Source organism: Aeromonas sp. INTO2, assembly GCF_049860605.1.
In the GTDB taxonomy this organism is placed as follows: Bacteria; Pseudomonadota; Gammaproteobacteria; order Enterobacterales; family Aeromonadaceae; genus Aeromonas; species Aeromonas caviae.
Window position 1 is genome coordinate 275,602 of sequence record NZ_CP187588.1, and the last position, 21,226, is coordinate 296,827.

At 63.9% G+C, this 21,226-nt stretch carries 21 protein-coding genes; 8 read left to right on the forward strand and 13 right to left on the reverse strand.

All coding sequences use genetic code 11. From position 1 onward, the window contains the following. Window positions 1-63: 63 nt before the first annotated feature. The gene (locus tag ACPW74_RS01430) at window positions 64-402 is read left to right on the forward strand and encodes a nuclear transport factor 2 family protein (RefSeq protein WP_279981166.1); all 339 of its coding nucleotides are present in this window, start codon (window positions 64-66) and stop codon (window positions 400-402) included. A 103-nt stretch (window positions 403-505) separates the two neighbouring features. Beyond that, window positions 506-1,450, forward strand: coding sequence for a bile acid:sodium symporter family protein (locus ACPW74_RS01435; protein ID WP_052815963.1), 945 nt, complete (start codon window positions 506-508; stop codon window positions 1,448-1,450). A 56-nt stretch (window positions 1,451-1,506) separates the two neighbouring features. Here ACPW74_RS01435 and ACPW74_RS01440 read toward each other — a convergent pair whose 3' ends face one another. Then, window positions 1,507-2,418, reverse strand: coding sequence for a bifunctional helix-turn-helix transcriptional regulator/GNAT family N-acetyltransferase (locus tag ACPW74_RS01440; RefSeq protein ID WP_080990037.1), 912 nt, complete (start codon window positions 2,416-2,418; stop codon window positions 1,507-1,509). Between the two features lie 291 nt (window positions 2,419-2,709). Further along, window positions 2,710-3,747, reverse strand: a complete 1,038-nt coding sequence (locus ACPW74_RS01445; protein WP_039039415.1) for an alkene reductase — start codon at window positions 3,745-3,747, stop codon at window positions 2,710-2,712. Between the two features lie 167 nt (window positions 3,748-3,914). On the opposite strand from ACPW74_RS01445, the gene ACPW74_RS01450 reads away from it, so the two are divergent. After that, a complete protein-coding gene (locus tag ACPW74_RS01450) occupies window positions 3,915-4,481 on the forward strand; it encodes a TetR/AcrR family transcriptional regulator (RefSeq protein WP_010672924.1) in 567 nt (188 codons plus the stop codon). Between the two features lie 155 nt (window positions 4,482-4,636). On the opposite strand, the gene ACPW74_RS01455 is transcribed toward ACPW74_RS01450, so the two are convergent. After that, window positions 4,637-5,548 (reverse strand): LysR family transcriptional regulator, encoded by a 912-nt coding sequence (locus ACPW74_RS01455; RefSeq protein WP_113069661.1) that lies wholly within the window; start codon window positions 5,546-5,548, stop codon window positions 4,637-4,639. Window positions 5,549-5,694: 146 nt separating this feature from the next. Between ACPW74_RS01455 and aguA the strand changes: the two genes are divergently transcribed. The 4 genes from aguA (at window position 5,695) to ACPW74_RS01475 (ending at window position 10,064) form a co-directional block, all read left to right on the forward strand. Then, window positions 5,695-6,792 carry an agmatine deiminase gene (gene aguA / locus ACPW74_RS01460; protein WP_223954854.1) on the forward strand — a complete coding sequence of 366 codons (1,098 nt, stop codon included), beginning with the start codon at window positions 5,695-5,697 and terminating at the stop codon, window positions 6,790-6,792. Between the two features lie 127 nt (window positions 6,793-6,919). Then, the gene (locus ACPW74_RS01465; RefSeq protein WP_223954855.1) at window positions 6,920-8,623 is read left to right on the forward strand and encodes an amidase; all 1,704 of its coding nucleotides are present in this window, start codon (window positions 6,920-6,922) and stop codon (window positions 8,621-8,623) included. Window positions 8,624-8,713: 90 nt separating this feature from the next. Further along, window positions 8,714-9,694 (forward strand): IS5-like element IS5 family transposase, encoded by a 981-nt coding sequence (locus ACPW74_RS01470; RefSeq protein WP_026141915.1) that lies wholly within the window; start codon window positions 8,714-8,716, stop codon window positions 9,692-9,694. 190 nt (window positions 9,695-9,884) lie between these two features. Next, window positions 9,885-10,064 (forward strand): hypothetical protein, encoded by a 180-nt coding sequence (locus ACPW74_RS01475; protein ID WP_129146634.1) that lies wholly within the window; start codon window positions 9,885-9,887, stop codon window positions 10,062-10,064. A gap of 109 nt (window positions 10,065-10,173) precedes the next feature. Here the strand turns inward: ACPW74_RS01475 and ACPW74_RS01480 are convergent, their stop codons facing one another. From ACPW74_RS01480 to ACPW74_RS01525, 10 genes are all read right to left on the reverse strand, one after another. Continuing rightward, on the reverse strand, window positions 10,174-10,569 hold the full coding sequence (locus tag ACPW74_RS01480; protein WP_010672931.1) for a hypothetical protein: 396 nt from the start codon (window positions 10,567-10,569) through the stop codon (window positions 10,174-10,176). 314 nt (window positions 10,570-10,883) lie between these two features. After that, window positions 10,884-11,489, reverse strand: coding sequence for a LysE family translocator (locus ACPW74_RS01485; protein WP_223954856.1), 606 nt, complete (start codon window positions 11,487-11,489; stop codon window positions 10,884-10,886). A gap of 16 nt (window positions 11,490-11,505) precedes the next feature. Next, the gene (locus ACPW74_RS01490) at window positions 11,506-12,333 is read right to left on the reverse strand and encodes an AraC family transcriptional regulator (protein WP_010672934.1); all 828 of its coding nucleotides are present in this window, start codon (window positions 12,331-12,333) and stop codon (window positions 11,506-11,508) included. A 144-nt stretch (window positions 12,334-12,477) separates the two neighbouring features. Then, the gene (locus ACPW74_RS01495) at window positions 12,478-13,791 is read right to left on the reverse strand and encodes a ferredoxin reductase family protein (RefSeq protein ID WP_425858525.1); all 1,314 of its coding nucleotides are present in this window, start codon (window positions 13,789-13,791) and stop codon (window positions 12,478-12,480) included. Window positions 13,792-14,012: 221 nt separating this feature from the next. After that, window positions 14,013-15,266, reverse strand: a complete 1,254-nt coding sequence (locus tag ACPW74_RS01500) for a DEAD/DEAH box helicase (protein WP_223954858.1) — start codon at window positions 15,264-15,266, stop codon at window positions 14,013-14,015. 101 nt (window positions 15,267-15,367) lie between these two features. After that, window positions 15,368-16,843 (reverse strand): GGDEF domain-containing protein, encoded by a 1,476-nt coding sequence (locus tag ACPW74_RS01505; RefSeq protein WP_223954859.1) that lies wholly within the window; start codon window positions 16,841-16,843, stop codon window positions 15,368-15,370. A 219-nt stretch (window positions 16,844-17,062) separates the two neighbouring features. Continuing rightward, a complete protein-coding gene (locus ACPW74_RS01510; protein ID WP_104451817.1) occupies window positions 17,063-17,716 on the reverse strand; it encodes a DUF799 domain-containing protein in 654 nt (217 codons plus the stop codon). After that, the gene (locus tag ACPW74_RS01515) at window positions 17,713-18,072 is read right to left on the reverse strand and encodes a DUF4810 domain-containing protein (RefSeq protein WP_042016536.1); all 360 of its coding nucleotides are present in this window, start codon (window positions 18,070-18,072) and stop codon (window positions 17,713-17,715) included. The genes ACPW74_RS01510 and ACPW74_RS01515 overlap by 4 nt, the downstream gene beginning before the upstream one ends. A gap of 11 nt (window positions 18,073-18,083) precedes the next feature. Then, a complete protein-coding gene (locus ACPW74_RS01520; protein ID WP_029313711.1) occupies window positions 18,084-18,755 on the reverse strand; it encodes a CsgG/HfaB family protein in 672 nt (223 codons plus the stop codon). 89 nt (window positions 18,756-18,844) lie between these two features. After that, window positions 18,845-19,753, reverse strand: a complete 909-nt coding sequence (locus tag ACPW74_RS01525; RefSeq protein ID WP_223954860.1) for a LysR family transcriptional regulator — start codon at window positions 19,751-19,753, stop codon at window positions 18,845-18,847. Window positions 19,754-19,999: 246 nt separating this feature from the next. Between ACPW74_RS01525 and ACPW74_RS01530 the strand changes: the two genes are divergently transcribed. Continuing rightward, window positions 20,000-21,226: an MFS transporter gene (locus ACPW74_RS01530; RefSeq protein WP_223954861.1), complete on the forward strand. Its 1,227-nt coding sequence runs from the start codon at window positions 20,000-20,002 to the stop codon at window positions 21,224-21,226.

Genomic DNA, 21,226 nt, shown 5'->3' on the forward strand with positions numbered 1-21,226 from the left:
GGGGCTTGATGATTGAATAAAAACCCAGGATAAGTGATTTTAATTTCACCCATAGAGAGGGACATGTCCGTCACCCAACCCGTAAAGGCGCAGTTTGCCGCCTACAATGCCCACGACCTCGACGCCTTCGTGGCCTGCTTTGCCCCGGATTTCAAAGGCTATCGCATGCCGACCGAGACGCCGAGCACAGTCGGCAAGGGGGCGCTGCGGGCCTTCTATGCGGAGCACAGATTCAACAACCCGCTGCTCAAGGCCGAGCTGCTGTCACGCACCATCTTGGGCAACAAGGTGTTTGATCACGAGCTGATCCACGGCCTCTCCCCCGAGCCCATCGAGAGCGTGGCGGTGTTCGAGGTGAAGGAGGGTCTTATCCAGACCGCCTGGTTCTATTTCCCTTCCTGAGCGCCGCGACACGGGCCTGCCGGCGACAAAGCTGGTATAAGAGAAAGTTCCCTGCGGGCATCCCCTGGTCTGCCCGCGTCTGGACAATAACAAGGAGTACACCATGCTTGGACGCATCACCCACCTCTTCCCGCTTTGGGCCCTGCTGTTTTCCCTGCTGGCCTACTGGCAGCCCGAGCCCTTCGTCGGCCTCAAGGGCCAGATAGTGCCGCTGCTGACCATCATCATGCTGGCCATGGGGCTGACCCTCAAACCCCAGAACTTCCTCGACGTGGTGCGCAACAAGAAGGCCATCGGCCTCGGGCTGGTATTGCAGTTCAGCGTGATGCCGCTGGCCGCTCTGCTGGTCAGTCTGTTGCTGGGCTTTGATGCCGAGTTGACCGTGGGCATGGTGCTGGTGGGCAGCGTCGCCGGTGGCACCTCTTCCAACGTGATGTGCTATCTGGCCAAGGGCGATGTGGCTCTCTCCATCACCATGACAGCTCTCTCCACCCTGCTCGGGGTCTTCGTCACCCCCCTGCTGGTGCAGCTGCTGGCTGGCAAGAGCGTCGACGTGCCGGTGCTGGACATGCTGCTGAGCCTGGTGAAGATAGTGCTGATCCCCGTGGTGTTCGGGGTGGTTGCCAATGTCTTCCTCCACTCCCTGACGGCACGTATCGAGCCCGTGCTGCCGCTCGTCTCCATGGCCGCCATCGTCATGATCATCGCCATCGTGGTCGCCCTCAACGCAGGGCAGTTCGCCAGCATCGGCCCCATCGTGGCGCTGGCGGTGATCCTGCACAACGGCATCGGCATTGCGGCGGGCTACTGGGTCAGTCGCTGGCTGGGCTTTGAGGAGCGGATCTGCCGCACCGTGGCCTTCGAAGTGGGGTTGCAGAATTCTGGCCTCGCCACGGCGCTGGCCATGAAGTTCTTCACTCCCGCCTCGGCCATGGCTGGTACCCTCTTCTCGGTCTGGCACAACCTGTCCGGCTCGCTGCTGGCCGGGGTCTGGGCCAAGCGGCCGCTTTCCCGGCCTGCTGGTACCCTGGAGCAGCGCGCTGGCTGATCAGGGGGCGACAGATGAAACAACAAGGGGCCATGGGCCCCTTGTTGTTGTTTGAGCTAGTCGAGCGCCAGCACCATGCAGATCTCGCAGGCGTCGTGGCCCGTGCAGCCAAGGGGCCCCGGCAGGTGTTCGAAGCCCAGGGATTCATAGAGGGCGGTGGCTTCCCGCAGCACGGCGGTGGTCTCCAGATAGCAGCGCTGGTAACCCAGGGCGCGAGCCTCGGCCAGCGCCTGCAAGACCAGCCGCCGTCCCAGGCCCAGCCCCCGCAGGGCGGGCAGGAAGTACATCTTCTGCAGCTCGCACACATCCGGTGCCCCCGCCAGCGGCGCTATGCCGCCCCCGCCAAGAATGGTGCCGTCCGGCCCCTCAATCACCCAGTAGCGGCTGCGTTCCCCCTGATAGGTCTCGTGGAGAAAATCGAGGTTGGGATCCGCCACCCCGTACCCCTTGTCGGCGGTGAGGCCGTATTCGGCGGAGACGGCGCGCACCACGGCGGCGATCCGGGGATTGTCGGCCGGGGTGATGGGGCGGATGACGAAGCCCTGCTGGCGGCGGGCGCGGGAGAGGGCGCTGCGATAGAGCCGCATGCCCTCCCAGATCTGCTCGCACTCGGCGGGGGAGAGTTGGGCCAGGGCCCCCGCCATGGTCTCGTCCATCTGCCGGTGCAGCTCCTCAAGCTGTGCCTTGCCCGGCTCGGTGAGGCTCGCCTCCTTGCTGCGCCCGTCAGAGGGGTGGGGTTGCCAGGCGATCAGCTCCCGCTCGGCGAGGCGGGCCAGGGGGCGGCTGGCGTTGGATTTGTCGATGCGAAGGCGCTCGGCAAGCTGCTGGTTGGTGGCGGGACCGTTCTCCAGCTCGATGAGCAGGTGGGCCTCCAGTGGGCTCAGGGCCAGCGAGCCGCACTGCTGGGAGAGCATGCCGAGTTCGCGTACCAGTTCCCTCGACAGGGCGCGCAGGGGGCGGGGATCCATGGGGTTGTCTCCTTGTGGTGGCATTTGGTTGTTATGCGCAACCAATACCATCTTTTGGTTGTTGATGACAACCATTTACGTGAAAAAGGGCGAAAGACAGGCAGAAAAAAGGGCCCGGGAGAGGGCCCAAACATTGGAAACCCGCGCGGGGGCGCGGATCCCATCCTTGGTCAGTAGGTACAGCCCGCGACTTTGGCACTGTCGACAGGGGTCGGCAGCGGCGCTGTCAGGGGAGGATGACACCCGTGCCAGTGGCAAAGGGTCGACCCGCGTGCGGCGCCTGGGCGCGGTTTATACCAGCTCCGCCAGCATGGTGTCGGCATAGGGGGTCAGCGCCTCTCCCTGCTTCACCTTGGCGAGGTAGTCCGGGTTGGCGATGAGGGGGCGACCGATGGCGACGAGGTCGAAGCGGTCCGCCTCGATGGCCTCGAGCGCGGTCTCGGCGCTGTAGTTGCCCACCCCCACCAGGTGGCCGTCGTAGCGGGCACGCAGGTAGTCGGAGGCGCGGCCGTCCAGGTAGTCGAAGGTGAGGCTGTCATCGAAGATACCAAGGTGCAGATAGGCCAGAGTACGCTGGTTCAGCTCGGCCAGCAGGTGGTCGAACACGGCGCGATCCCGGGCATCCCCTTCCAGGTGCACATAGGCGCCGGGGGAGAGACGAAGGCCGGTGCGATCCCCGCCAATGCGGGCGGCGATGGCATCCACTACCTCGAGGGCGAAGCGGCTCATGTTCTCGGGGCTGCCGCCGTAGTTGTCGGTGCGCAGGTTGCTGGCGTGGTGCAGGAACTGATCGATGAGATAGCCGTTGGCACCGTGGATCTCCACCCCGTCAAAGCCCGCTTCGATGGCGTTGGCGGCGGCCTGGGCGTAATCCTCGACCAGCTGGGCGATTTCGCTCCCGGTCAGGGCGCGGGGTACCTGATAGACCAGCTCGCGCATGCGCGGCACCGTGCCCTCATGGGCGACGGCGGAGGGGGCCAGCACTTCGGCGTGGTGGAAGAAGGGGTGGGAGAGACGGCCCACGTGCCACAGCTGGGCGAAGATCTTGCCGCCGTTGGCATGCACGGCGCTGGTCACTTTCTTCCAGCCGGCGATCTGTTCGGCGCTGTAGAGCCCCGGGGTATTGGGGTAGCCCTGCCCGTCCGGACGGATGATGGTGGCTTCGGAGATGATGAGGCCGATGTCGGCGCGGCGGCCGTAGTAGGCGGCCATCTGTTCGGTGGGCACCAGACCCGGGCCCGCCATGCAGCGGGTGAGGGGGGCCATCATGAAACGGTTCGCGAGGGTGAGGGTGTCGTTGAGGCGATAGGGCTGAAACAGGGTATTCATGATCGTCTGTCCTGAGGGAGTGATTCTTGAACGGGCATTCAAGACGTTTTTTGGTTTGTGTGCAAGTATTTTTTGAACAAGCATTCAACATGGATTGACGGGGGAGGCTGGGGTAAACTTGCCGCCCTGTTTTTTCCGTCCCGCGGGACCTTGCCACCGGAGACCCCATGCGCAGCGCCGAATACGATCGGGATGCCGTCTTGCGAAACGCCATGGAAGCCTTTCGCGCCAAAGGCTATGCCAAGACCACCATGCAGGAGCTGGTGGCCGCAACCGGCCTGCACCCCGGCAGCCTCTATGCCGCCTTTGGCAACAAACGCGGCCTGCTGCTGGCGGCGGTCGATCACTATGTGGCAGAGAAGGGAGCCCTGCGCCGTCGCTGCCTGGCACAGCCCAGTCCGCTGGCGGGGCTGCACGCCTTCCTCGAGCAGGTGGTGGACGATGCCCTGCAGGGCTCCTGCCTGCTGACCCGCACCCTGATGGAGCTGGCGGAGCAGGACGAGGAGCTGCACCTTCGCTTCAAGGCCATCTACGGCGAGCTGGAACAGGATCTGGCCGGGCAGCTGGCCCTGGCAAAGGCGCAGGGAGAGCTGGCAAAAGAGGGGGACATCCCCACCCTGACCGCCTTCTTGCAGGTCCATATCCAGGGACTGGTCACCTTCGCCCAGTGTCACCCCGACCGCCCTCTGCTGGCCGGTGTCGTCGCCCGGATGATGAGCGCCCTGCGGGCGTGATGGCTAGGATGGAAACAACAAAGGCTCCCGCGGGAGCCTTTGTTGTTGCTGGGAATGCCCCTCGCAACAGGGGGTTTGCCCCCTTCTCCCGCTCATTTACAAAAGAATGGGAGAAGGGTTGGGGATAAGGGGGAGGAACTGCCAGCCGCAGCCGCTTAGCCCGGATTCACCACATCCTTCATCAACGCCTTCAACCAGATCAACGCCGGTTGCTGGGCGTGGACCGGGTGCCAGACGCAGTTGAGGTGATAGTCCGGCACGTCGTCGGGCAGGGGCAGGCTTTTCAGCGGCCAGTGGCTGGCGAGCAGCTCGGCCACCATGCTGGGCAGTACCAAGAGGTGGTCGCTTTGGCTCACGATGGCGGCGGCGGACATATAGCTCTGACTGTTGACCGAGATGGTGCGGCTATGGCCCAGGCTCTGCAAATAGCGGTCGAGGCTCGCCTCCGAGGTGCCGAGCGGCGAGTGGAACACATGGGGCATCTCGATTAGCTGCTCGAGGGTGATGCGTTCCTCTTCCAGCTCCAGGGTGGCGCGCACCAGCCCGGCCAGGGGTTCGGTGAGCCAGGTCTCCTTGCCCAGATACCCCGGCACCTGCATGTACTCGTCAAACCCCAGCACGAGATCTATCTCGCCGCTCGCCAGCTCGGCTTCGGGCAGGGTATCGCGCAGGATGCGGATCTCGATGGTGACGCCCGGCGCCAGCTTCCTGAGGCGCTGGATAAGGGGGGGGATCAGCACGCACTCCACGTAATCCGTGGTGCAGAGCACGAAGCGGCGCTTCGACTGACGCGGCGCGAACTCGTCCTCCTCCCAGAGTTGCTGCTCCAGCAGCCGCAGTGCCTGCTGCACCCCAAGGTGCAGGCGCTGGGCCCGGGGAGTCGGCAACATCCCCTGGGGCGTGCGCACCAGCAGCGGGTCGCCGAGAAAGGCCCGCAATCGGCCGAGGGAGTGGCTCATGGCGGGCTGGCTGATAAAGAGCGATTCGGCGGCGCGCGTCACGCTCCCTTGCGTCATCAGGGCGTCAAAGGCGAGCAGCAGATTGAGGTCGAGCTGGTGCAGTTTCATGGGGGGGATTATTCGCCGTGTTTATGGGACAATTAATCCTATTCATTTGATGGATGGGCGCGCAACTTCTTACACTGCGACCCACTCTTATTTTTTCAGGGTTCCCAGGCAAATCGGGGGCCTCAATCCATGCAAGGAGCCTTGCGATGAGCATCAAGACCATGAATTCCACGCCGGCCGCCGACGGCTTCACCATGCCCGCCGAGTGGGCTCACCAGCAGGCCGTCTGGATGATCTGGCCGTTCCGCCCGGACAACTGGCGGGAAGCCGGTCGCTTCGCCCAGGCCACCTTCGCCAAGGTGGCGGATGCCATCGGTGGCGCGACGCCGGTCTTTATGGGGGTGCCGGCCCAGTTTATGGAGCAGGCCCGTGGCATCATGCCCGCCCACGTTACCCTGGTGGAGATGGCCAGCGATGACTGCTGGGCCCGCGACACAGGTCCTACCATCGTCACCAACGCCGCAGGCGAGTGCCGCGGGGTGGACTGGGGCTTCAACGCCTGGGGCGGCCACAAGGGGGGTCTCTACTACCCGTGGAACCAGGATGAAGAGGTCGCTGCCCGGATGCTGGAACAGCACGGTATGGATCGTTACGACGCGCCGCTCATTCTGGAAGGGGGCTCCATTCATGTGGATGGCGAAGGCACCTGCCTGACCACCGCCGAGTGCCTGCTCAACGAAAACCGCAACCCGCACCTGAGCAAAGAGCAGATCGAAGCTCACCTGCGCGACTATCTGGGCGTCACCAGCTTTATCTGGCTGGACGAAGGGGTCTACATGGACGAGACCGACGGCCACATCGACAACATGTGCTGCTTCGTGCGTCCGGGTGAAGTGGCGCTGCACTGGACTGACGATGAGACAGATCCCCAGTACGCCCGCTCCCTGGCTGCCCTCCAGGTGCTGGAAGCGGCGGTCGATGCCAAGGGTCGCAAGCTGAAAGTGTGGAAGCTGCCCCAGCCGGGCCCGCTCTACTGCACCCAGGAAGAGTCCGCCGGCGTCGAGAGCGGCAGCGGTGTGCCGCGCGAGGCAGAAGGCCGTCTGGCCGGTTCCTACGTGAACTTCCTTATCACCAACGATCGCATCGTCTACCCGCTGCTGGATGCCGCCACCGATGGCGAAGCCCAGCGCATTCTGGAAGAGATCTTCCCGGAGCATAAGGTCGTCGGCGTACCGGCCCGGGAGATCCTGCTGGGGGGTGGCAATATCCACTGCATTACCCAGCAGATCCCGTCTGGCAAATAAGCTGGTCGAAGAGTGTAGAAATTCAAAACCCCACGCCGTGGGGTTTTATCTCTTGATAATGTGATGGTCGCCGGCGCCGATGCGGCGATCATCATGACAAACAGTCACCCTTTTACAGGAGATCCCCATGATCGAAGTGACCGAGGTTTCCATTGCCGATCTGCGTGCCGCGCTCGAATCAGGCCGCGCCACTGCGGTCGAACTGGTCGAGGCCTATCAGGCTCGGATCGCCGCCTATGACGGCCCCGAGACATCAACCCGCCTCAACGCCGTCGTGGTGCCCAACCCCGATGCACTGAAAGAGGCCGAGGCGTCTGATGCGCGCCGCGCCCGTGGGGAAACCCTGGGGCCGCTCGACGGCATCCCCTACACCGCCAAGGACAGCTATCTGGTCAAGGGGCTGACCGCCGCCTCCGGCAGCCCGGCCTTCAAGGATCTGGTGGCCCAGCGCGATGCCTTTACCGTTGAGCGCCTGCGCGCCGCCGGTGCCATCTGCCTTGGCAAAACCAATATGCCCCCCATGGCCAATGGTGGCATGCAGCGCGGCGTCTATGGCCGTGCCGAGAGCCCCTACAACGCCGACTACCTGACCGCGCCCTTTGCCTCCGGCTCCTCCAACGGGGCCGGTACTGCCACCGCCGCGAGCTTCGCCGCCTTTGGTCTGGCGGAAGAGACCTGGTCGAGCGGCCGTGGCCCGGCTTCCAACAACGGCCTGTGCGCCTACACCCCGTCCCGTGGCGTCATCTCGGTGCGCGGCAACTGGCCGCTGACTCCGACCATGGATGTGGTGGTGCCCTATGCCCGCACCATGGCCGATCTGCTGGAAGTGCTGGATGTGGTGGTCGCCGACGATGCCGAGACTCGTGGTGATCTCTGGCGTATGCAGCCCTGGGTGCAACTGCCCAAGGCCTCCGAAGTGCGTCCGGCGTCCTATCTGGAACTGGCTGCCAAGGCCGATGCCCTCAAGGGCAAGCGCCTCGGCGTGCCGCGCATGTTTATCAACAAGGATGAACTGGCCGGCACCAGCGACAACCCCGGTATCGGCGGCCCGACCGGTCAGCGCATTCATACCCGCGAGACCGTGATTGCGTTGTGGGAAGAGGCGCGCAAAGCGCTGGAAGCCGCTGGCGCCGAAGTCATCGAAGTGGACTTCCCGCTGGTCTCCAACTGCGAAGGGGACAGACCCGGCGCACCGACCGTGTTCAATCGCGGTATCGTGAGCCCGGAGTTTCTCAACGACGAGCTGTGGGAGCTCTCCGGCTGGGCGTTCGACGACTTTCTGCGCGCCAACGGCGATCCCAAGCTCAATAAACTCGCCGATGTGGATGGCCCCCAGATCTTCCCCCACGATCCGGGCACTTTGCCGAACCGCGAGGGCGATCTGGCTGCGGGCATGGACGAGTACGTCAAGATGGCCAAGCGCGGCCTCAAGCGCTTCGACGAGATTGCTTCTGTGCCGGACGGCCTGCGTGGGCTGGAGCAGACCCGCAAGCTGGACTTGGAGGACTGGATGGACGAGCTCAAGCTCGACGCCGTGCTGTTCCCCACCGTCGCTGACGTGGGCCCGGCCGATGCGGACGTGAATCCGGCCTCCGCCGATATCGCCTGGAGCAACGGCATCTGGGTGGCCAACGGCAACCTCGCCATCCGCCACCTCGGCGTGCCGACCGTCACCGTCCCCATGGGCGTGATGGCCGATATCGGTATGCCGGTGGGCCTGACCTTCGCCGGCCGCGCCTATGACGACAACAACCTGCTGCGCTTTGCTTCGGCTTTCGAGTCCACCGGCAGCAAGCGAATGGTGCCGCCGCGGACGCCGCCGTTGGGGTGAGGGTGATTACCAGTAGGACTAGGGAAGGTGCGAACAAGTCCCTGATATGAGATCATGTTTGTCATCTGGAGCCATGGAACAGGGTTCATCATGAGTCATCAACTTACCTTCGCCGACAGTGAATTCAGCAGTAAGCGCCGTCAGACCAGAAAAGAGATTTTCTTGTCCCGCATGGAGCAGATTCTGCCATGGCAAAACATGGTGGAAGTCATCGAGCCGTTTTACCCCAAGGCTGGTAATGGCCGGCGACCTTATCCGCTGGAAACCATGTTACGCATTCACTGCATGCAGCATTGGTACAACCTGAGCGATGGCGCGATGGAAGATGCTCTGTACGAAATCGCCTCCATGCGTCTGTTTGCCCGGTTATCCCTGGATAGCGCCTTGCCGGACCGCACCACCATCATGAATTTCCGCCACCTGCTGGAGCAGCATCAACTGGCCCGCCAATTGTTCAAGACCATCAATCGCTGGCTGGCCGAAGCAGGCGTCATGATGACTCAAGGCACCTTGGTCGATGCCACCATCATTGAGGCACCCAGCTCGACCAAGAACAAAGAGCAGCAACGCGATCCGCAGATGCATCAGACCAAGAAAGGCAATCAGTGGCACTTTGGCATGAAGGCCCACATTGGTGTCGATGCCAAGAGTGGCCTGACCCACAGCCTAGTCACCACCGCGGCCAACGAGCATGACCTCAATCAGCTGGGTAATCTGCTGCATGGAGAGGAGCAATTTGTCTCAGCCGATGCCGGCTACCAAGGGGCGCCACAGCGCGAGGAGCTGGCCGAGGTGGATGTGGACTGGCTGATCGCCGAGCGCCCCGGCAAGGTAAGAACCTTGAAACAGCATCCACGCAAGAACAAAACGGCCATCAACATCGAATACATGAAAGCCAGCATCCGGGCCAAGGTGGAGCACCCATTTCGCATCATCAAGCGACAGTTCGGCTTCGTGAAAGCCAGATACAAGGGGTTGCTGAAAAACGATAACCAACTGGCGATGTTATTCACGCTGGCCAACCTGTTTCGGGCGGACCAAATGATACGTCAGTGGGAGAGATCTCACTAAAAACTGGGGATAACGCCTTAAATGGCGAAGAAACGGTCTAAATAGGCTGATTCAAGGCATTTACGGGAGAAAAAATCGGCTCAAACATGAAGAAATGAAATGACTGAGTCAGCCGAGAAGAATTTCCCCGCTTATTCGCACCTTCCCTTGTCACAGGGGTGGCGAGGGCCAACGAGAGGGGAGCAAGACAATGAAATCCTGGATCAAATACGGGTTGGCCGGGGCCTTGATACTGGTGGCGAGCTTCTGGGGCGGCAGCGTGCGGGCGGCGCAGATGCCCCTTGGCCGGGATGCTGCCCTGCCGGTACAGATAACCGGGCAAGATGCGGCGGGTCTGACGGTGGCCTCTTTCCTGTCGCTCGGGGAATAGCCATCGGTTGCTGCCGGGCTCAGCACCTCAGGGCAGGGATTGGGGCCTGTTTATCCGGACCAGGGCGGTGAGGGCGCGGCATATGGCGTATCAACACAGGCCGGGTTGGTCACTGAGCCCGATATTGCGCATCCAGCCAGGCGATGGCCTCTTGGGGGTCGTTGAATGCCCGGATATGGTCCGGATGGGTGAGAGAGAGGCAGGAGAGGGCGATGTGATGGAGCACCTTGGCCGAATAGAGGGAGGCGATGGCCACCAGATTCTTCTGTGTCAGCCACTGATAGGTCTCTTGCAGATGGGGCAGGGCGGAGAGCACCACCCCCTGATGCTGGCGATGGTCCACCAGGGCGCAGAAACGCTTACCATCAAGACTGTTTACTACGCGCTTAATCTCCGTAATCCACGTCAGCATACCCTCTTCATTGAAAGGGCCGATCAGCTCGCAGGTGACCAGGTGTTCCTGCACATTGAAGATGAACTCACCGTGCTTTTTATCAAAGGACATACAACATTCTTATCCATGACCAGGGGCCGCAAGATGATATTGATTCATTCAACCTGCATCAATATCCGAATGAGGGTTTTGGTCATGGCGTCGTATTGCTGCGTTGACGCCGATGAGGGAAGGGGTCTGCCTCTGGTACCGAAGCGAACCATGGGGAGTGTCACTTCGGGCACAAGACCCTGTTGAGGATAGTCAGCCCATGGCGAAAATGACCCGAAAAGGCCGGTGAAGCAGTGCCCGGCCTGTGTCTTCTCAGTTGCAGTGCCATTTCATCGGTGGTGTTTCACCGTTTTTGGCGTGGGCAATTGACCTGCTCAGCCAGCCAGCGGCAGGTAGACATGCAGGTAGGCCAGGGCGATGGCGCTGTAGAGCAGCAGGGCGGCCATCAGCAGGTTGAAGTACCTGAACCAGCGAGGATGTTGAAGATGACGTCCGATGAGACTGCCCGCCATCGAGTAGCTGCCGGGGGCGCCGGCGGCCAGCAGGCCGAGCAGCAGGGACCAGGGCAGCAGGCTCCAGCCGTGGATCTGGGCTGCCGGGAACTGGATGCTGGTGATGGGCAGGGTGGCGATCATGGCCTTGGGGTTGAGCAACTGGATGACGAAGCCGCTGCGCACCCCCAGAGGGCGGGCAGGCGCCTCGTTGGCACCGAGCTCGCCGCTGTCGCTGGCAATCTTGATGGCGAGATAGGCGATATAGAGGCACCCCACCAGGCTGACATAGATCAGGGTATCTTCCCGCACCAGGCGGGTGCCCGCCCAGCCAAAGAGCAGCAGGAGCACGAACATCGCCAAGCCGACCCCGAGGAAGAAGCCAAGGGAGGCGCGGGTGCGGCCACCCAGGCCTGCATTGAGGCCGATAAGGTTGACGGGGCCAGGGGTATACATGATGCCGATGGCATAGGCGAGAAGCTCAATCATGGGGTGTTCCTTGGGCTCAGCGGATCAGGCTGGCACTGTATTGGGTGGGAGTCATGCCATAGATGCGCTTGAAGCGACGGTTGAGGTGACTGAGATCGGTGAAACCGTAGCGGTACACCAGATCCTGCGCCGACTCTCCGGCGGCCAGGGCGCGCCGTGCGGCATTGATGCGGCAGTTGATCACGTATTGATGGGGTGTGATGCCAAGCTGTTGGCGAAACAGCCGCAGGAAGTGGTACTTGGAGATGTTGGCCGCCGCGCTGATGTCGGCCAGGGAGATATCCTGCTGGAAGTGGGCGTGGATAAAGTCCCTGGCCTGCAACAGGAGGCGATCGATGCGGCTCACCCGGCCATTGGGCTCAAAACGTCCCGCCTGCTGCATCACCCGGGTGGCGAGGCGATAGAGGGCAAACTCCTGCTCTATGCTGTCGGCCTGGCCGCGCACCGCCTGGGCCAGCTCGAGGATGCAGGCGCTCAGCGCCTCATCGCGCACCAGGGGCTGCAACAACCGATAGGTCCCCATTGCCCGCTCGCCCGCGGCATCGGCAAACAGCGGGGTGAGTTCGTGGGGCGGAATGTAGAGCATGGTGTAGTCGAGGCTGGCGTTGTCACCGGCATGACCGTCGTGGACATCCCCGGGATTGAACTGGATGACGCTGCCTGCCGGGCTGGAGTGGGCTCCGCCGTGGCAGAAGAAGTTCTGCCGCCCGGCCAGAGTGACCCCGAAGGAGTACTCCTCGTGGGCGTGACGGTCGTAGCGAAATTCCGTCATGTTGACCCGCAGCGCAGTCAGGCTCGCCAGGTGCTGACTGTGTGCGAATATGAACTGGTTGTCCTGCGCCATCTTTCCCTCCTGTACCAGACTGCCCCCCTAATCTAGCCCCAAGCCTGTGTCGCCCGCTTGGACAATCTTGCTGTTTGCCGGCCCGCCTGCGCCCCGCACCGAGAAAAACGGCGCAGCCGATGGCTGACTGCGCCGGCTGGCCCGTCAGCGAAAGCGAAACAGCTCCCGGTGCAGCGGGGTGGCCAGATGGGCATCCAGGGTGTGGGCCATGGGCTCGGGGCCGCAGAACCACACCGGGGTGTGCTGGCGTTGGCCCAGGGCGGCGAGATCCAGTCGGCCGCGCTCGGATTCCAGGTGCAATTGGTACTCGACCCCGGCCCGGCGGCACAGCTCGGCCAGCCGGGCGTGATAAGGGGCGGCCTCGGCGGTGGGGGCGCACTGCAGCAAGGTGGTGCCGGGGCGTTGTTCGCCACGGCGCACCAGGGCCTCCAGCCAGGCGACGAAGGGGGTGATGCCGATACCGGCGCCCACCCAGAGCGCGGGGGCCGGATCCGGCAGGGCGAAGGCGCCATAGGGGCCGGTCACGGTGACCGTATCCCCCACCTTGAGGTGGCGGTGCAGCCAGCGGGTGTGATCCCCGAGGGCGCGCACCGCCAGTGTCAGGGTGCGGCCATCCGCCGAGACATTGACCAGGGTGTAGGGATGGGGCTCGCCGCGCCCGGCGAAGTCGAAGAAGGCGAACTGCCCGGGGCGGTAGCCAGTAATGGGAGAGGCCAGGGTGACCCTGATCTCCAGGGTGCACTCGTCCAGAGGGATGAGGGCGCTGACCGTCCCCTGGCGGCGTGCGTCCCGCCCCACCCGGCCAAACAGGGAGTAGAGCGCCCCCAGAGCCCCCAGCCCGCCGCCGATAAGTAGGGTCAGGCCGACCGGGGTCAGGGCGCCGATGCGCGGCAGCAGGCAGAGCCCGTGCAGCCAGCCCATCAGATAGATGACCGGAGCCAGCCGGTGAACCACCTTGAAGCGCTCGTAGCGCACCACCGCCAGCAGGCTTACCACCACCAGCGCCAGCAGCAGATAGAAACTCCATTCCCCCAGGGTATTGCCGAGTTCGTGCCACAGGGCATCGTTACCAGCACCAGCACCAGCACCAGCACCAGCACCAGCACCGCGGCGCGCTGGCCGGGTCAGCCAGTCGACGGCGACGGCCCACTTGGGGGCTTCCACCAGCAGCCAGTGGGCCACCAGGGTGCCGGTGGCCCAGAGGGCGCTGCTGCGGTGCAGGTGCAACATGCGATCCAGCCCGCCGCACCAGGCTTCGAGCCTGGGCAGGCGCAGGGCGAGCAGCAAAGAGAGGGTCATGGCGCCAAGGCCAATCAGGCCGGTCAGGATCAGCAGCTCGTGGCGCCAAGGCCAGACGCTGGCGGGCCACTGGGTGAGGCCAGCGAGCCAGAGCAGGGTGAGGGTCAGGGGCAGGGCCCAGACGAGGGATGCGGGTTTCATGATGTCCTCCTTGTCCATGCCTCCATTGCACGCCTGCTTTGTGGCGAAAGTGTGCCCCCTGACTACCTCTTTTGTAGCAGAGTGTGGCAAAGGGTCGCCGGGTCAGGGCAAGCGGACTGAGGAGGAGGGCGCGGAGCAGAACAGGGGGGCAGGAAAGCGGTTGGCGTCACCCCACAGGCCTGGGTCTGGAGAGGGGTGATGCTGGGGCAGCCGCATGGCTGCCCCAGCAAACCGTCGTGTCAGGATTTTCGTCCCTTACCGCCCTTGTTGCCCGCGAGGGCCTGCTTTCTGGCCTTCTGCTTCTGGGCGCCCTTGCTGGCGCGGCGCGGCTCGGGGTCGAAGCGGGTCAGATCCGGCTCAAAGCCCGGGAACCACTGCTGGGGCAGACGGGTGTCGAGCACTGCCTCCACCTTCTCTAGAAGCGGCGCGTCTTCCGGGCTGAACAGGGTGATGGCGAGTCCCTTGTTGCCGGCGCGGCCGGTGCGCCCGATGCGATGGACGTAATCTTCGGGCTGATAGGGGAACTCCAGATTGATCACATGGTTGAGATCGCTGATATCGAGGCCGCGAGCCGCCACGTCGGTGGCCACCAGCGCCTGCAAGGTGCCGGCGCGAAACGCCAGCAGCACGTTTTCCCGCGCGCTCTGTGATAGATCCCCGTGGAAGGCCAGCGCATTGATGCCCCCCTTGCCAAGCTGCTGGGCCAGCTTGTCGGCCCCTTGTCGGGTGCGGCTGAAAATCAGGGCCGGTGCCCAGCCTTTCACGGTCAGCATGTGTTGGACCAGTGCCACCTTGCGATCGCTGTCCACCGCATAGACCCGCTGCTCCACCTCAGCCGCCGTGGTGTTGCGCGGTGCCATTTCCACCAGCGCCGGGTCGCGCAGCAGCACCTTGCAGAGGGCAAAGAGGTTGTCGTCGCAGGTGGCCGAAAACAGCAGGGTCTGGCGATCCGCCGGGATTTGCTTCAGCAGCGCCTTGATCTCGTCCATAAAGCCCATGTCGAGCATCCGGTCCGCCTCGTCAAACACCAGATGGCGCAGGGCTGCGAGGCTCAGCGCCCCCTGGCGCAGGTGATCGAGCAGGCGGCCCGGGGTGGCGATGAGGATATCCACCCCTGCTTTCAGCGCCTCCACCTGTGCGGCGATGCTCACCCCGCCGTAGACCAGCGTGCTGGTGAGAGTGGTGCCCCTGGCGTAGCGAGTGACGCTCTCGGCAACCTGCACCGCCAGCTCGCGGGTCGGCACCAGCACCAGGGCGCGAATGGGGCGGGGGGCATCGCTCGTCGGGTGTTGCAGCAACTGCTCCAGCAGCGGCAGCACGAAGGCGGCGGTCTTGCCGGTGCCGGTCTGGGCGCCCGCCATCAGATCCCGCCCCGCGAGGATCAGGGGGATGGCGCTGGCCTGCACCGGGGTGGGGGCGGCGTAGCCAAGCTCGGTCAGGGTTTGCTGCAAGCGGGGGGAGAGGGCCAGTTCGGCGAAGGAGGCAATGGACATAGGGCACCAGTATGGGGTTATCCCGCCCCGTTGCAGGGACGGAAACAATCAGCGTGGCGGGATGGTAACAGATAGCGGGGGCGCGGCAGAAGCCGGAGCGCTCAGGGGGCCGAATCGGCGCCCGGATCGCGGACAAGACGGATGGTCTGCCCCTGGTAATAGGCGATATTGCGCTTGCCGTGCTGCTTGACGTGATAGAGCAGGTCGTCGGCCAGTTGCACCGCCTCGGCCACCGTCAGGTAATCGCGAATGCGGGTCACTCCGGCGGAGAAGGTGATGGGGGCGGGCAGCTCGGGGATGCGCAATGGCCGCTCCAGCAGACGGGCGGCGGAGTGATGCATCATGTTGTCATCGTCCATCCCCTTGAACAGCACGATGAACTCTTCCCCGCCCCAGCGAATGGCGACATCGCCCCTGCGGATATTGGCCTTGAGGTGAGCGGCGAAGGCGACGAGCGCCAGGTCACCCACCCCGTGGCCATGGGTGTCGTTGACGGACTTGAAGTTGTCGATGTCGAGGATCATCAGGTAGTCGTGCTCCTGCAGCAGCGCCTCGTTCAGGATGTCACGGCGCGGCAGTCGGGTCAGGTGGTCGGTCTGGGCCAGGGTGCGCAGGCGGGTAACCAGGCTGCGCCCCGTCAGCATCAGCAGCAGCATGACGATGAGATAGATCTTGAAGGCCGGCCCGTAGAGCACGGCCCGGGCAAAGTCACCGTAACTGTATGACCACTTGAGATAGAGGTCGCTGCCCGCCTTGGTGCGCATCAGCGGCGTGCTCAGGCAGAGGTGGAACGGGCGGCAGGGCTCGACCTCTTCGAAGGAGAGGACGGTCCGGGTCGGGTTGAGATGTTCGAAGGGGCGCAGCACCTCCTTGAACGCCCGGTCGACGGCGATGTCGATGCCCTTGAGCCCATAGCGGTAGTCCTTGATGGCGGGTTCGTAATAGATGAAGGGGAAGTAGAGGGTGATGGCCTGCAACCCGGTGAAGGTGTCGGTATAGAGACCGGAGACCCAGGCTTCATCCGTGCTGCAGGGGACATGGGTGGCCGCGAAAAAGGCGCAACCGAAATAGTGGGTCCAGGGCTCGATGTCGCTGAGGTCGGTGTTGATGGGCAACAACTGGCTCGGCAGCATCCCCTTGCTGGCGACCATGCCAAGCATGCGGCGATCATCATAGAAGGCGTAGAGGTTGAGGACCTCGGGGTTGGAGATGACGTACAGGTAGGCGAGGAGCATCTGGTTGGCCGGGGGCAACACGGGAATGACCGCCAGGCGCTTCAGGGTGGGGAGATCATAGCCATAGGCATAGGCCGTCGCATCCCCGTTCTCGCTGAAGATGGGCATCTTGATGCTGCTGTTGTCGATGAAGGCGGCCAGTTTCTCCGGCGCCAGGATGCGGGCCCGCTGATAGAACACCTCGAACAGGTTGGGCTGCTTGGCGGTGATGATCGCCATGTCGTGCCTGATACGAAGGTAGGTGTAGTTGCACACCAATCCGAGCCCCATCAGGGCCAGGCAGAGCCAGCCAAGCCGGGTGAGCCATCGACGGGGGAGGAAACGCAGCAGTGAGGCGGCCATGGCGTGAACGCTCCCGTGGTGACAGAGGCCTTTTTTGTAACTGATTTTACCGGGCATCACCAGATGAAGTTGGTGGGGTGCCATGGGGGGTGCACAAAAATGAGCCAGTAATATCAAAAAGATAGACGATAAGATCGCATTCGATGGTGGGCGGGGAAAAGGGGGGGGGGCTGAAACAAGAGGGCATGGCGCCCTCTTGTGTGGACTGTGACAGGCGCCTTAGCGAGCCTGGTATTTCGGCGAGCGGGGGCCAGGGAGGATGCCGTTGGGCATGTCGGCACTGAGCAGCCTGACGCTGGTGATGCCGGCGATTTCATGGCCCTTGTCGGTCAGGGTGTTGGCAATCTGATTGACCACCGCCACCACCAGCATGCCGATGAGGCCGCCCCCCGAATTGCCCTGCTGCTCGGCACTGCTGGCGCTGGCACTGCCTTCCCACAGCATCTTGCCGGTGCGCAGATCCACCAGGCGGGCACTGGCGGTGACCACTGTCTCGCTGGAGATGACCAGATAGCTGGTGCCGTACTCCTTGATGTCGAGGTAGAGGGCGGTATCGGCACCGTAGATCTCGTGGAGCTTCTTGATGGGCAGCGCCTGGATGTCGGCGGGCTCGGTCACGCCGTTCTGCCGGAACGTCTCGTTGGTAACCGCCACCGGCAGCACGTAATAGCCGGACTCGGCGAGCGGATAGGTGATCTGGGATTGCAGGCTGGGGCCCGCCTTGATGTCCGGCGAGTGATTCACCGGCGGCAGCACCAGAATGGAGGTTGGTCTGCTCTCCTTGAAGTTGCTGTAGTCGTAGCCGGGGCCCTGTGCGCAGCCGCCCAGGAGGAGGGCGCCCAGCGTGAGGGCAAGGAGGGGGCGCAGGGTCATTGGGTCTCTCCCTTCTTGTTGGACATCAGGAAGTTCATGAAGGGGGCCGATTCGGGGAAGAGGCGCTTCTCGGTTTCGAACTGCTCGCGAGTCTGGGCATCCTTGCCGAGCTGGGCGTACAGCATGCCGAGGTGAGCGTGAAAGCCCGGTGGCACAGCCTGCCCCTTGGCGCTCGCTTCTTGCTGGTTTTTCTCCAGCGCATCGATCTGCGCTTCGACCCCGGTGTCGTCACCCTGCATGTGCTGGTAAACCACTCCCTGATATTGCTCCCAGTTGTAGAGCGTCTGCGGCCCCTGGGCGCAGGCGCTCAGCAGCAGGCCGCTGACCAGCAGCAGAGAAGGACGGAACAGCGTCATCTCGTCTCTCCTCATTGGGCCGGGCGCCAGGCACCGGTCTCGATGCCGTTCACCAGATTGTTGACGGCCTCGCGGATGGCGAGATCCAGCACCTTGCCGTTCAGGGTGGAGTCGTAGCTGGCGGTGCCGCCGAAGCCGACGATCTCGCGGTTGGAGAGTTCGTACTCCCCGGCACCCTGGGAAGAGAAGACCACTTCCGAGGTGGTGACGTTGACGATGTTCAGGTTGACCTTGGCATAGGCGATCTGTGACTTGCCGCGACCCAGGATGCCAAACAGCTGATGATCACCGACTTCCTTGCGACCAAACTCGGTGACGTCGCCGGTGACCACGTAGTCGGCGCCCTTGAGTTGCTGAGCCTGTTGCTTGATCCCGGCTTCGGCCTGGATCTCCGCCATGTTGTCGCGATCCAGCACGCTGAAGCGGCCGGTCTGCTGCAGGTGGGTGATCAGCACGGTTTTCGCCTGGTTGCCCAGCCGGTCCACGCCGTCGGAGAAGATGCCACGCATGTAGCTGGAACGGTTGTCGAACTTGCCGACGGCGATGGGGCTGCGTGCGCCCTGATAGTGGCTCTGATAGGAGGCAACCTTGGGTACCTCCAGGGTGCGCGACGACTCGCTCGCACAGGCTGTCAGCAAGCCCGCCATCAGGATGACACTGGATGAAACAACAAACTTCTTCATGTAAGGCCCCGTTATCAAAGGAAAAAACAGCGGCGGACTCTAACATGGTTCGTTGCGAAGAAAGTGCCCCGTATGGGGGGCATACCCGCTCAATCCCTGTGCGTTTGACAGGGGGTGGCGGAGGGCTGGGTCTGTTGCAGGGGCTGGAACACCTCCTCCAGGGCTGCCACCAGGGCGCGCATTCGGCCCGTCTTCTGCACGTCCGGGTGCAGCACCATCCAGATGTCGATGGGATCGTGCTGGTCAGGCAGCAGGCGCACCAGGGCGGGATCCTCCTCGGCGAGGAAGGTGGAGAGCAGGGCGATGTCGAGCCCCTGCCGGGCGGCGGCCATCAGCACCAGCTGGGCATTGCTCTGCAGGACCACGTTGGGCTCGTGGAGCGGTTCGCCGCACAGACTCAGCCAGTGACGGGCCACCAGCTCTCTGGGAAAGAGCAACAGGTCGTGCTCTTGCAGTGCCTGACCCGAGCGGGGCGTGCCTCGCCTGGCCAGGTAGTCGGGAGAGGCGTAGAGCCCCATCTTGATGGTGGCGAGCCGTTTGACCACGAGATCTCCCTGCTCGGGGCGCACGCTGCGAATGGCGAGATCCGCCTCCTGATTGGGGATGTCGCTCACGCTGACGGCGGTCAGCAACTTGAGGCGGATGCCGGGGTGGCGCTGGCGCAGCAGGGTGAACGCGGGCAGCACGAAGCCCTGGGCAAGGGTATCCGTAGTGGCGATACAAACCTCCCCTTCCAGCTCCCCCAGGCTTGCGGTGCGCATCATGGCCAGGGCCGCCTGCGCCATGGCCTCGGCCTGGGGCTGCAGCGCTTCCCCGAGGGGGCTGAGCCGATAGTGTCTGGGGGTGCGGATAAACAGCTTGGCCCCCAGCTGCTGCTCGAGCAGGGTGATCCGCCGCCCGACGGTGGCCTGATCCACCCCGAGCTCGAGTCCGGCCTGTCGCAGGCTGCCCCGCCGTGCCAGGGCCAGGAAGAAGCGGGCATCGTCCCAGTTGATCATGCTTGCTCCTCACTCAAGCAGAACGCCCGATTGGCGCCGCAATATTAGATGCCAGCGGGGATGGCAGCACAAGGGGATAGACCGGGTCCGGTGCGTGCCTGCGGCTCCCCGGCCAAGGGCGCGCGCCACCTCGACGTGATGCAGGATTGAGTCGGCGTGATGCAGAACTGCCGCAGTCCGGGGTGGGCGGGATCGCTATGATGTCGCTCCCGATTGCGGCTTCATTCGTCTGCCACTGGAGTGTCCATGTCTGTCTCAAGCGTCCCGGCTTGCGAGCCAGGTCAGGTTGTCCATCCTCGTCTGCGCTGGTTTCTCTCCCTCGCCCTGATGTCGGCCCTGCTCAACAGCAGCGTGCCTACCCCGCTCTATCCCCATTACCAGGCGGCGCTGGCCCTGAGCGATCTCGGCCTCAGCCTCATCTATGGCGGCTATGCGGGGGGCGTGCTCATCGCCTTGTTCGGGGTGGGCAACCTGGCAGGACGCGTGGCGGATCTGCGCACCCTGATCCTGCCTGCCCTGGTGGCGGTCGGGGGCGAGGCCCTGCTCTTCTCCCTGGCCGACAGCTTCTGGACCCTTTTGCTGGCGCGGCTGCTGGCCGGGATTGGCACGGGCAGCCTGACCGGTGCCGCCAATGTGGCGCTGCTGCGTTTTGGCCCCAGGGATGGGGGTAAGCGGGCGGCGCTGAGCGCCACATTGTCTTTCACCGCCGGGCTGGCCCTTGGCCCCGTGTTCAGCGGGCTGGCGCTGCAGCAGGATCTCTACCCGACCACGCTGCCGTTTCTGCTGATCCTGGGGATGGCGGCCTGCGCCATCGGGGGGCTGGTGTTGAGCTGGCCCAAAGGGGTGAGGGCGACGGAGGCCGCCCCGAGCGGGCAGAGTGGCGGCTCCCTGGGAGAGGGGCTCAGGGCCACGGGGGCCGGGTTCTTCCTTTGCGCCCTGGCGCTCTTCACCGCCTGGGCGGTGGCGGCCAGCTTGCTGGCCATGGGTCCCAAGGTGGTGAGCGAGATGCTGGGCATGACGGATCTGGGGCTGTTCGGCTATCTTGTCGCGGCCTATCTGGTCTTCTCCGGGCTTTGCCAGCTCTGGGCCCGTCGCCTCGATGCCCGCCATACCCTGCAAAGCGGCGTGCTGGCCCTGGCGCTGTGCGTGCTGCTCTTTGCCGGGGCCGTTCACGGCCTGCCCAGCTGGCTGGCGGGACTCGGGCTGCTGGTGGCGGGCTATGCCCAGGGGGCCGTGTTCGTGGGCAGTGCGACCCTGATCAATCGCATCGCGCCCCCGGCCAGCCACGCGCGGCTGCTCTCCCTCTTCTATGTGATCGCCTATGTGGCGAACTGGGTACCCGTGTTGCTGGGCTGGGTGAGCGACGGGGCCGGTCTTGGCGTCGCGCTGGATCTGCTCTTCGTCGGCAGCACCCTGACAAGCCTGGGGCTGGCCTGGGCGGTGTCACGGCATCCCTTCGAGCCCGCTGTGTGA

Coding starts and splice junctions, on each gene's coding strand:
- ACPW74_RS01430 (WP_279981166.1), top strand. CDS start 64: ATGTCCGTCACCCAACCCGTAAAGGCGCAGTTTGCCGCCTACAATGCC.
- ACPW74_RS01435 (WP_052815963.1), top strand. CDS start 506: ATGCTTGGACGCATCACCCACCTCTTCCCGCTTTGGGCCCTGCTGTTT.
- ACPW74_RS01440 (WP_080990037.1), bottom strand. CDS start 2,418: ATGGATCCCCGCCCCCTGCGCGCCCTGTCGAGGGAACTGGTACGCGAA.
- ACPW74_RS01445 (WP_039039415.1), bottom strand. CDS start 3,747: ATGAATACCCTGTTTCAGCCCTATCGCCTCAACGACACCCTCACCCTC.
- ACPW74_RS01450 (WP_010672924.1), top strand. CDS start 3,915: ATGCGCAGCGCCGAATACGATCGGGATGCCGTCTTGCGAAACGCCATG.
- ACPW74_RS01455 (WP_113069661.1), bottom strand. CDS start 5,548: ATGAAACTGCACCAGCTCGACCTCAATCTGCTGCTCGCCTTTGACGCC.
- aguA (WP_223954854.1), top strand. CDS start 5,695: ATGAGCATCAAGACCATGAATTCCACGCCGGCCGCCGACGGCTTCACC.
- ACPW74_RS01465 (WP_223954855.1), top strand. CDS start 6,920: ATGATCGAAGTGACCGAGGTTTCCATTGCCGATCTGCGTGCCGCGCTC.
- ACPW74_RS01470 (WP_026141915.1), top strand. CDS start 8,714: ATGAGTCATCAACTTACCTTCGCCGACAGTGAATTCAGCAGTAAGCGC.
- ACPW74_RS01475 (WP_129146634.1), top strand. CDS start 9,885: ATGAAATCCTGGATCAAATACGGGTTGGCCGGGGCCTTGATACTGGTG.
- ACPW74_RS01480 (WP_010672931.1), bottom strand. CDS start 10,569: ATGTCCTTTGATAAAAAGCACGGTGAGTTCATCTTCAATGTGCAGGAA.
- ACPW74_RS01485 (WP_223954856.1), bottom strand. CDS start 11,489: ATGATTGAGCTTCTCGCCTATGCCATCGGCATCATGTATACCCCTGGC.
- ACPW74_RS01490 (WP_010672934.1), bottom strand. CDS start 12,333: ATGGCGCAGGACAACCAGTTCATATTCGCACACAGTCAGCACCTGGCG.
- ACPW74_RS01495 (WP_425858525.1), bottom strand. CDS start 13,791: ATGGACAAGGAGGACATCATGAAACCCGCATCCCTCGTCTGGGCCCTG.
- ACPW74_RS01500 (WP_223954858.1), bottom strand. CDS start 15,266: ATGTCCATTGCCTCCTTCGCCGAACTGGCCCTCTCCCCCCGCTTGCAG.
- ACPW74_RS01505 (WP_223954859.1), bottom strand. CDS start 16,843: ATGGCCGCCTCACTGCTGCGTTTCCTCCCCCGTCGATGGCTCACCCGG.
- ACPW74_RS01510 (WP_104451817.1), bottom strand. CDS start 17,716: ATGACCCTGCGCCCCCTCCTTGCCCTCACGCTGGGCGCCCTCCTCCTG.
- ACPW74_RS01515 (WP_042016536.1), bottom strand. CDS start 18,072: ATGACGCTGTTCCGTCCTTCTCTGCTGCTGGTCAGCGGCCTGCTGCTG.
- ACPW74_RS01520 (WP_029313711.1), bottom strand. CDS start 18,755: ATGAAGAAGTTTGTTGTTTCATCCAGTGTCATCCTGATGGCGGGCTTG.
- ACPW74_RS01525 (WP_223954860.1), bottom strand. CDS start 19,753: ATGATCAACTGGGACGATGCCCGCTTCTTCCTGGCCCTGGCACGGCGG.
- ACPW74_RS01530 (WP_223954861.1), top strand. CDS start 20,000: ATGTCTGTCTCAAGCGTCCCGGCTTGCGAGCCAGGTCAGGTTGTCCAT.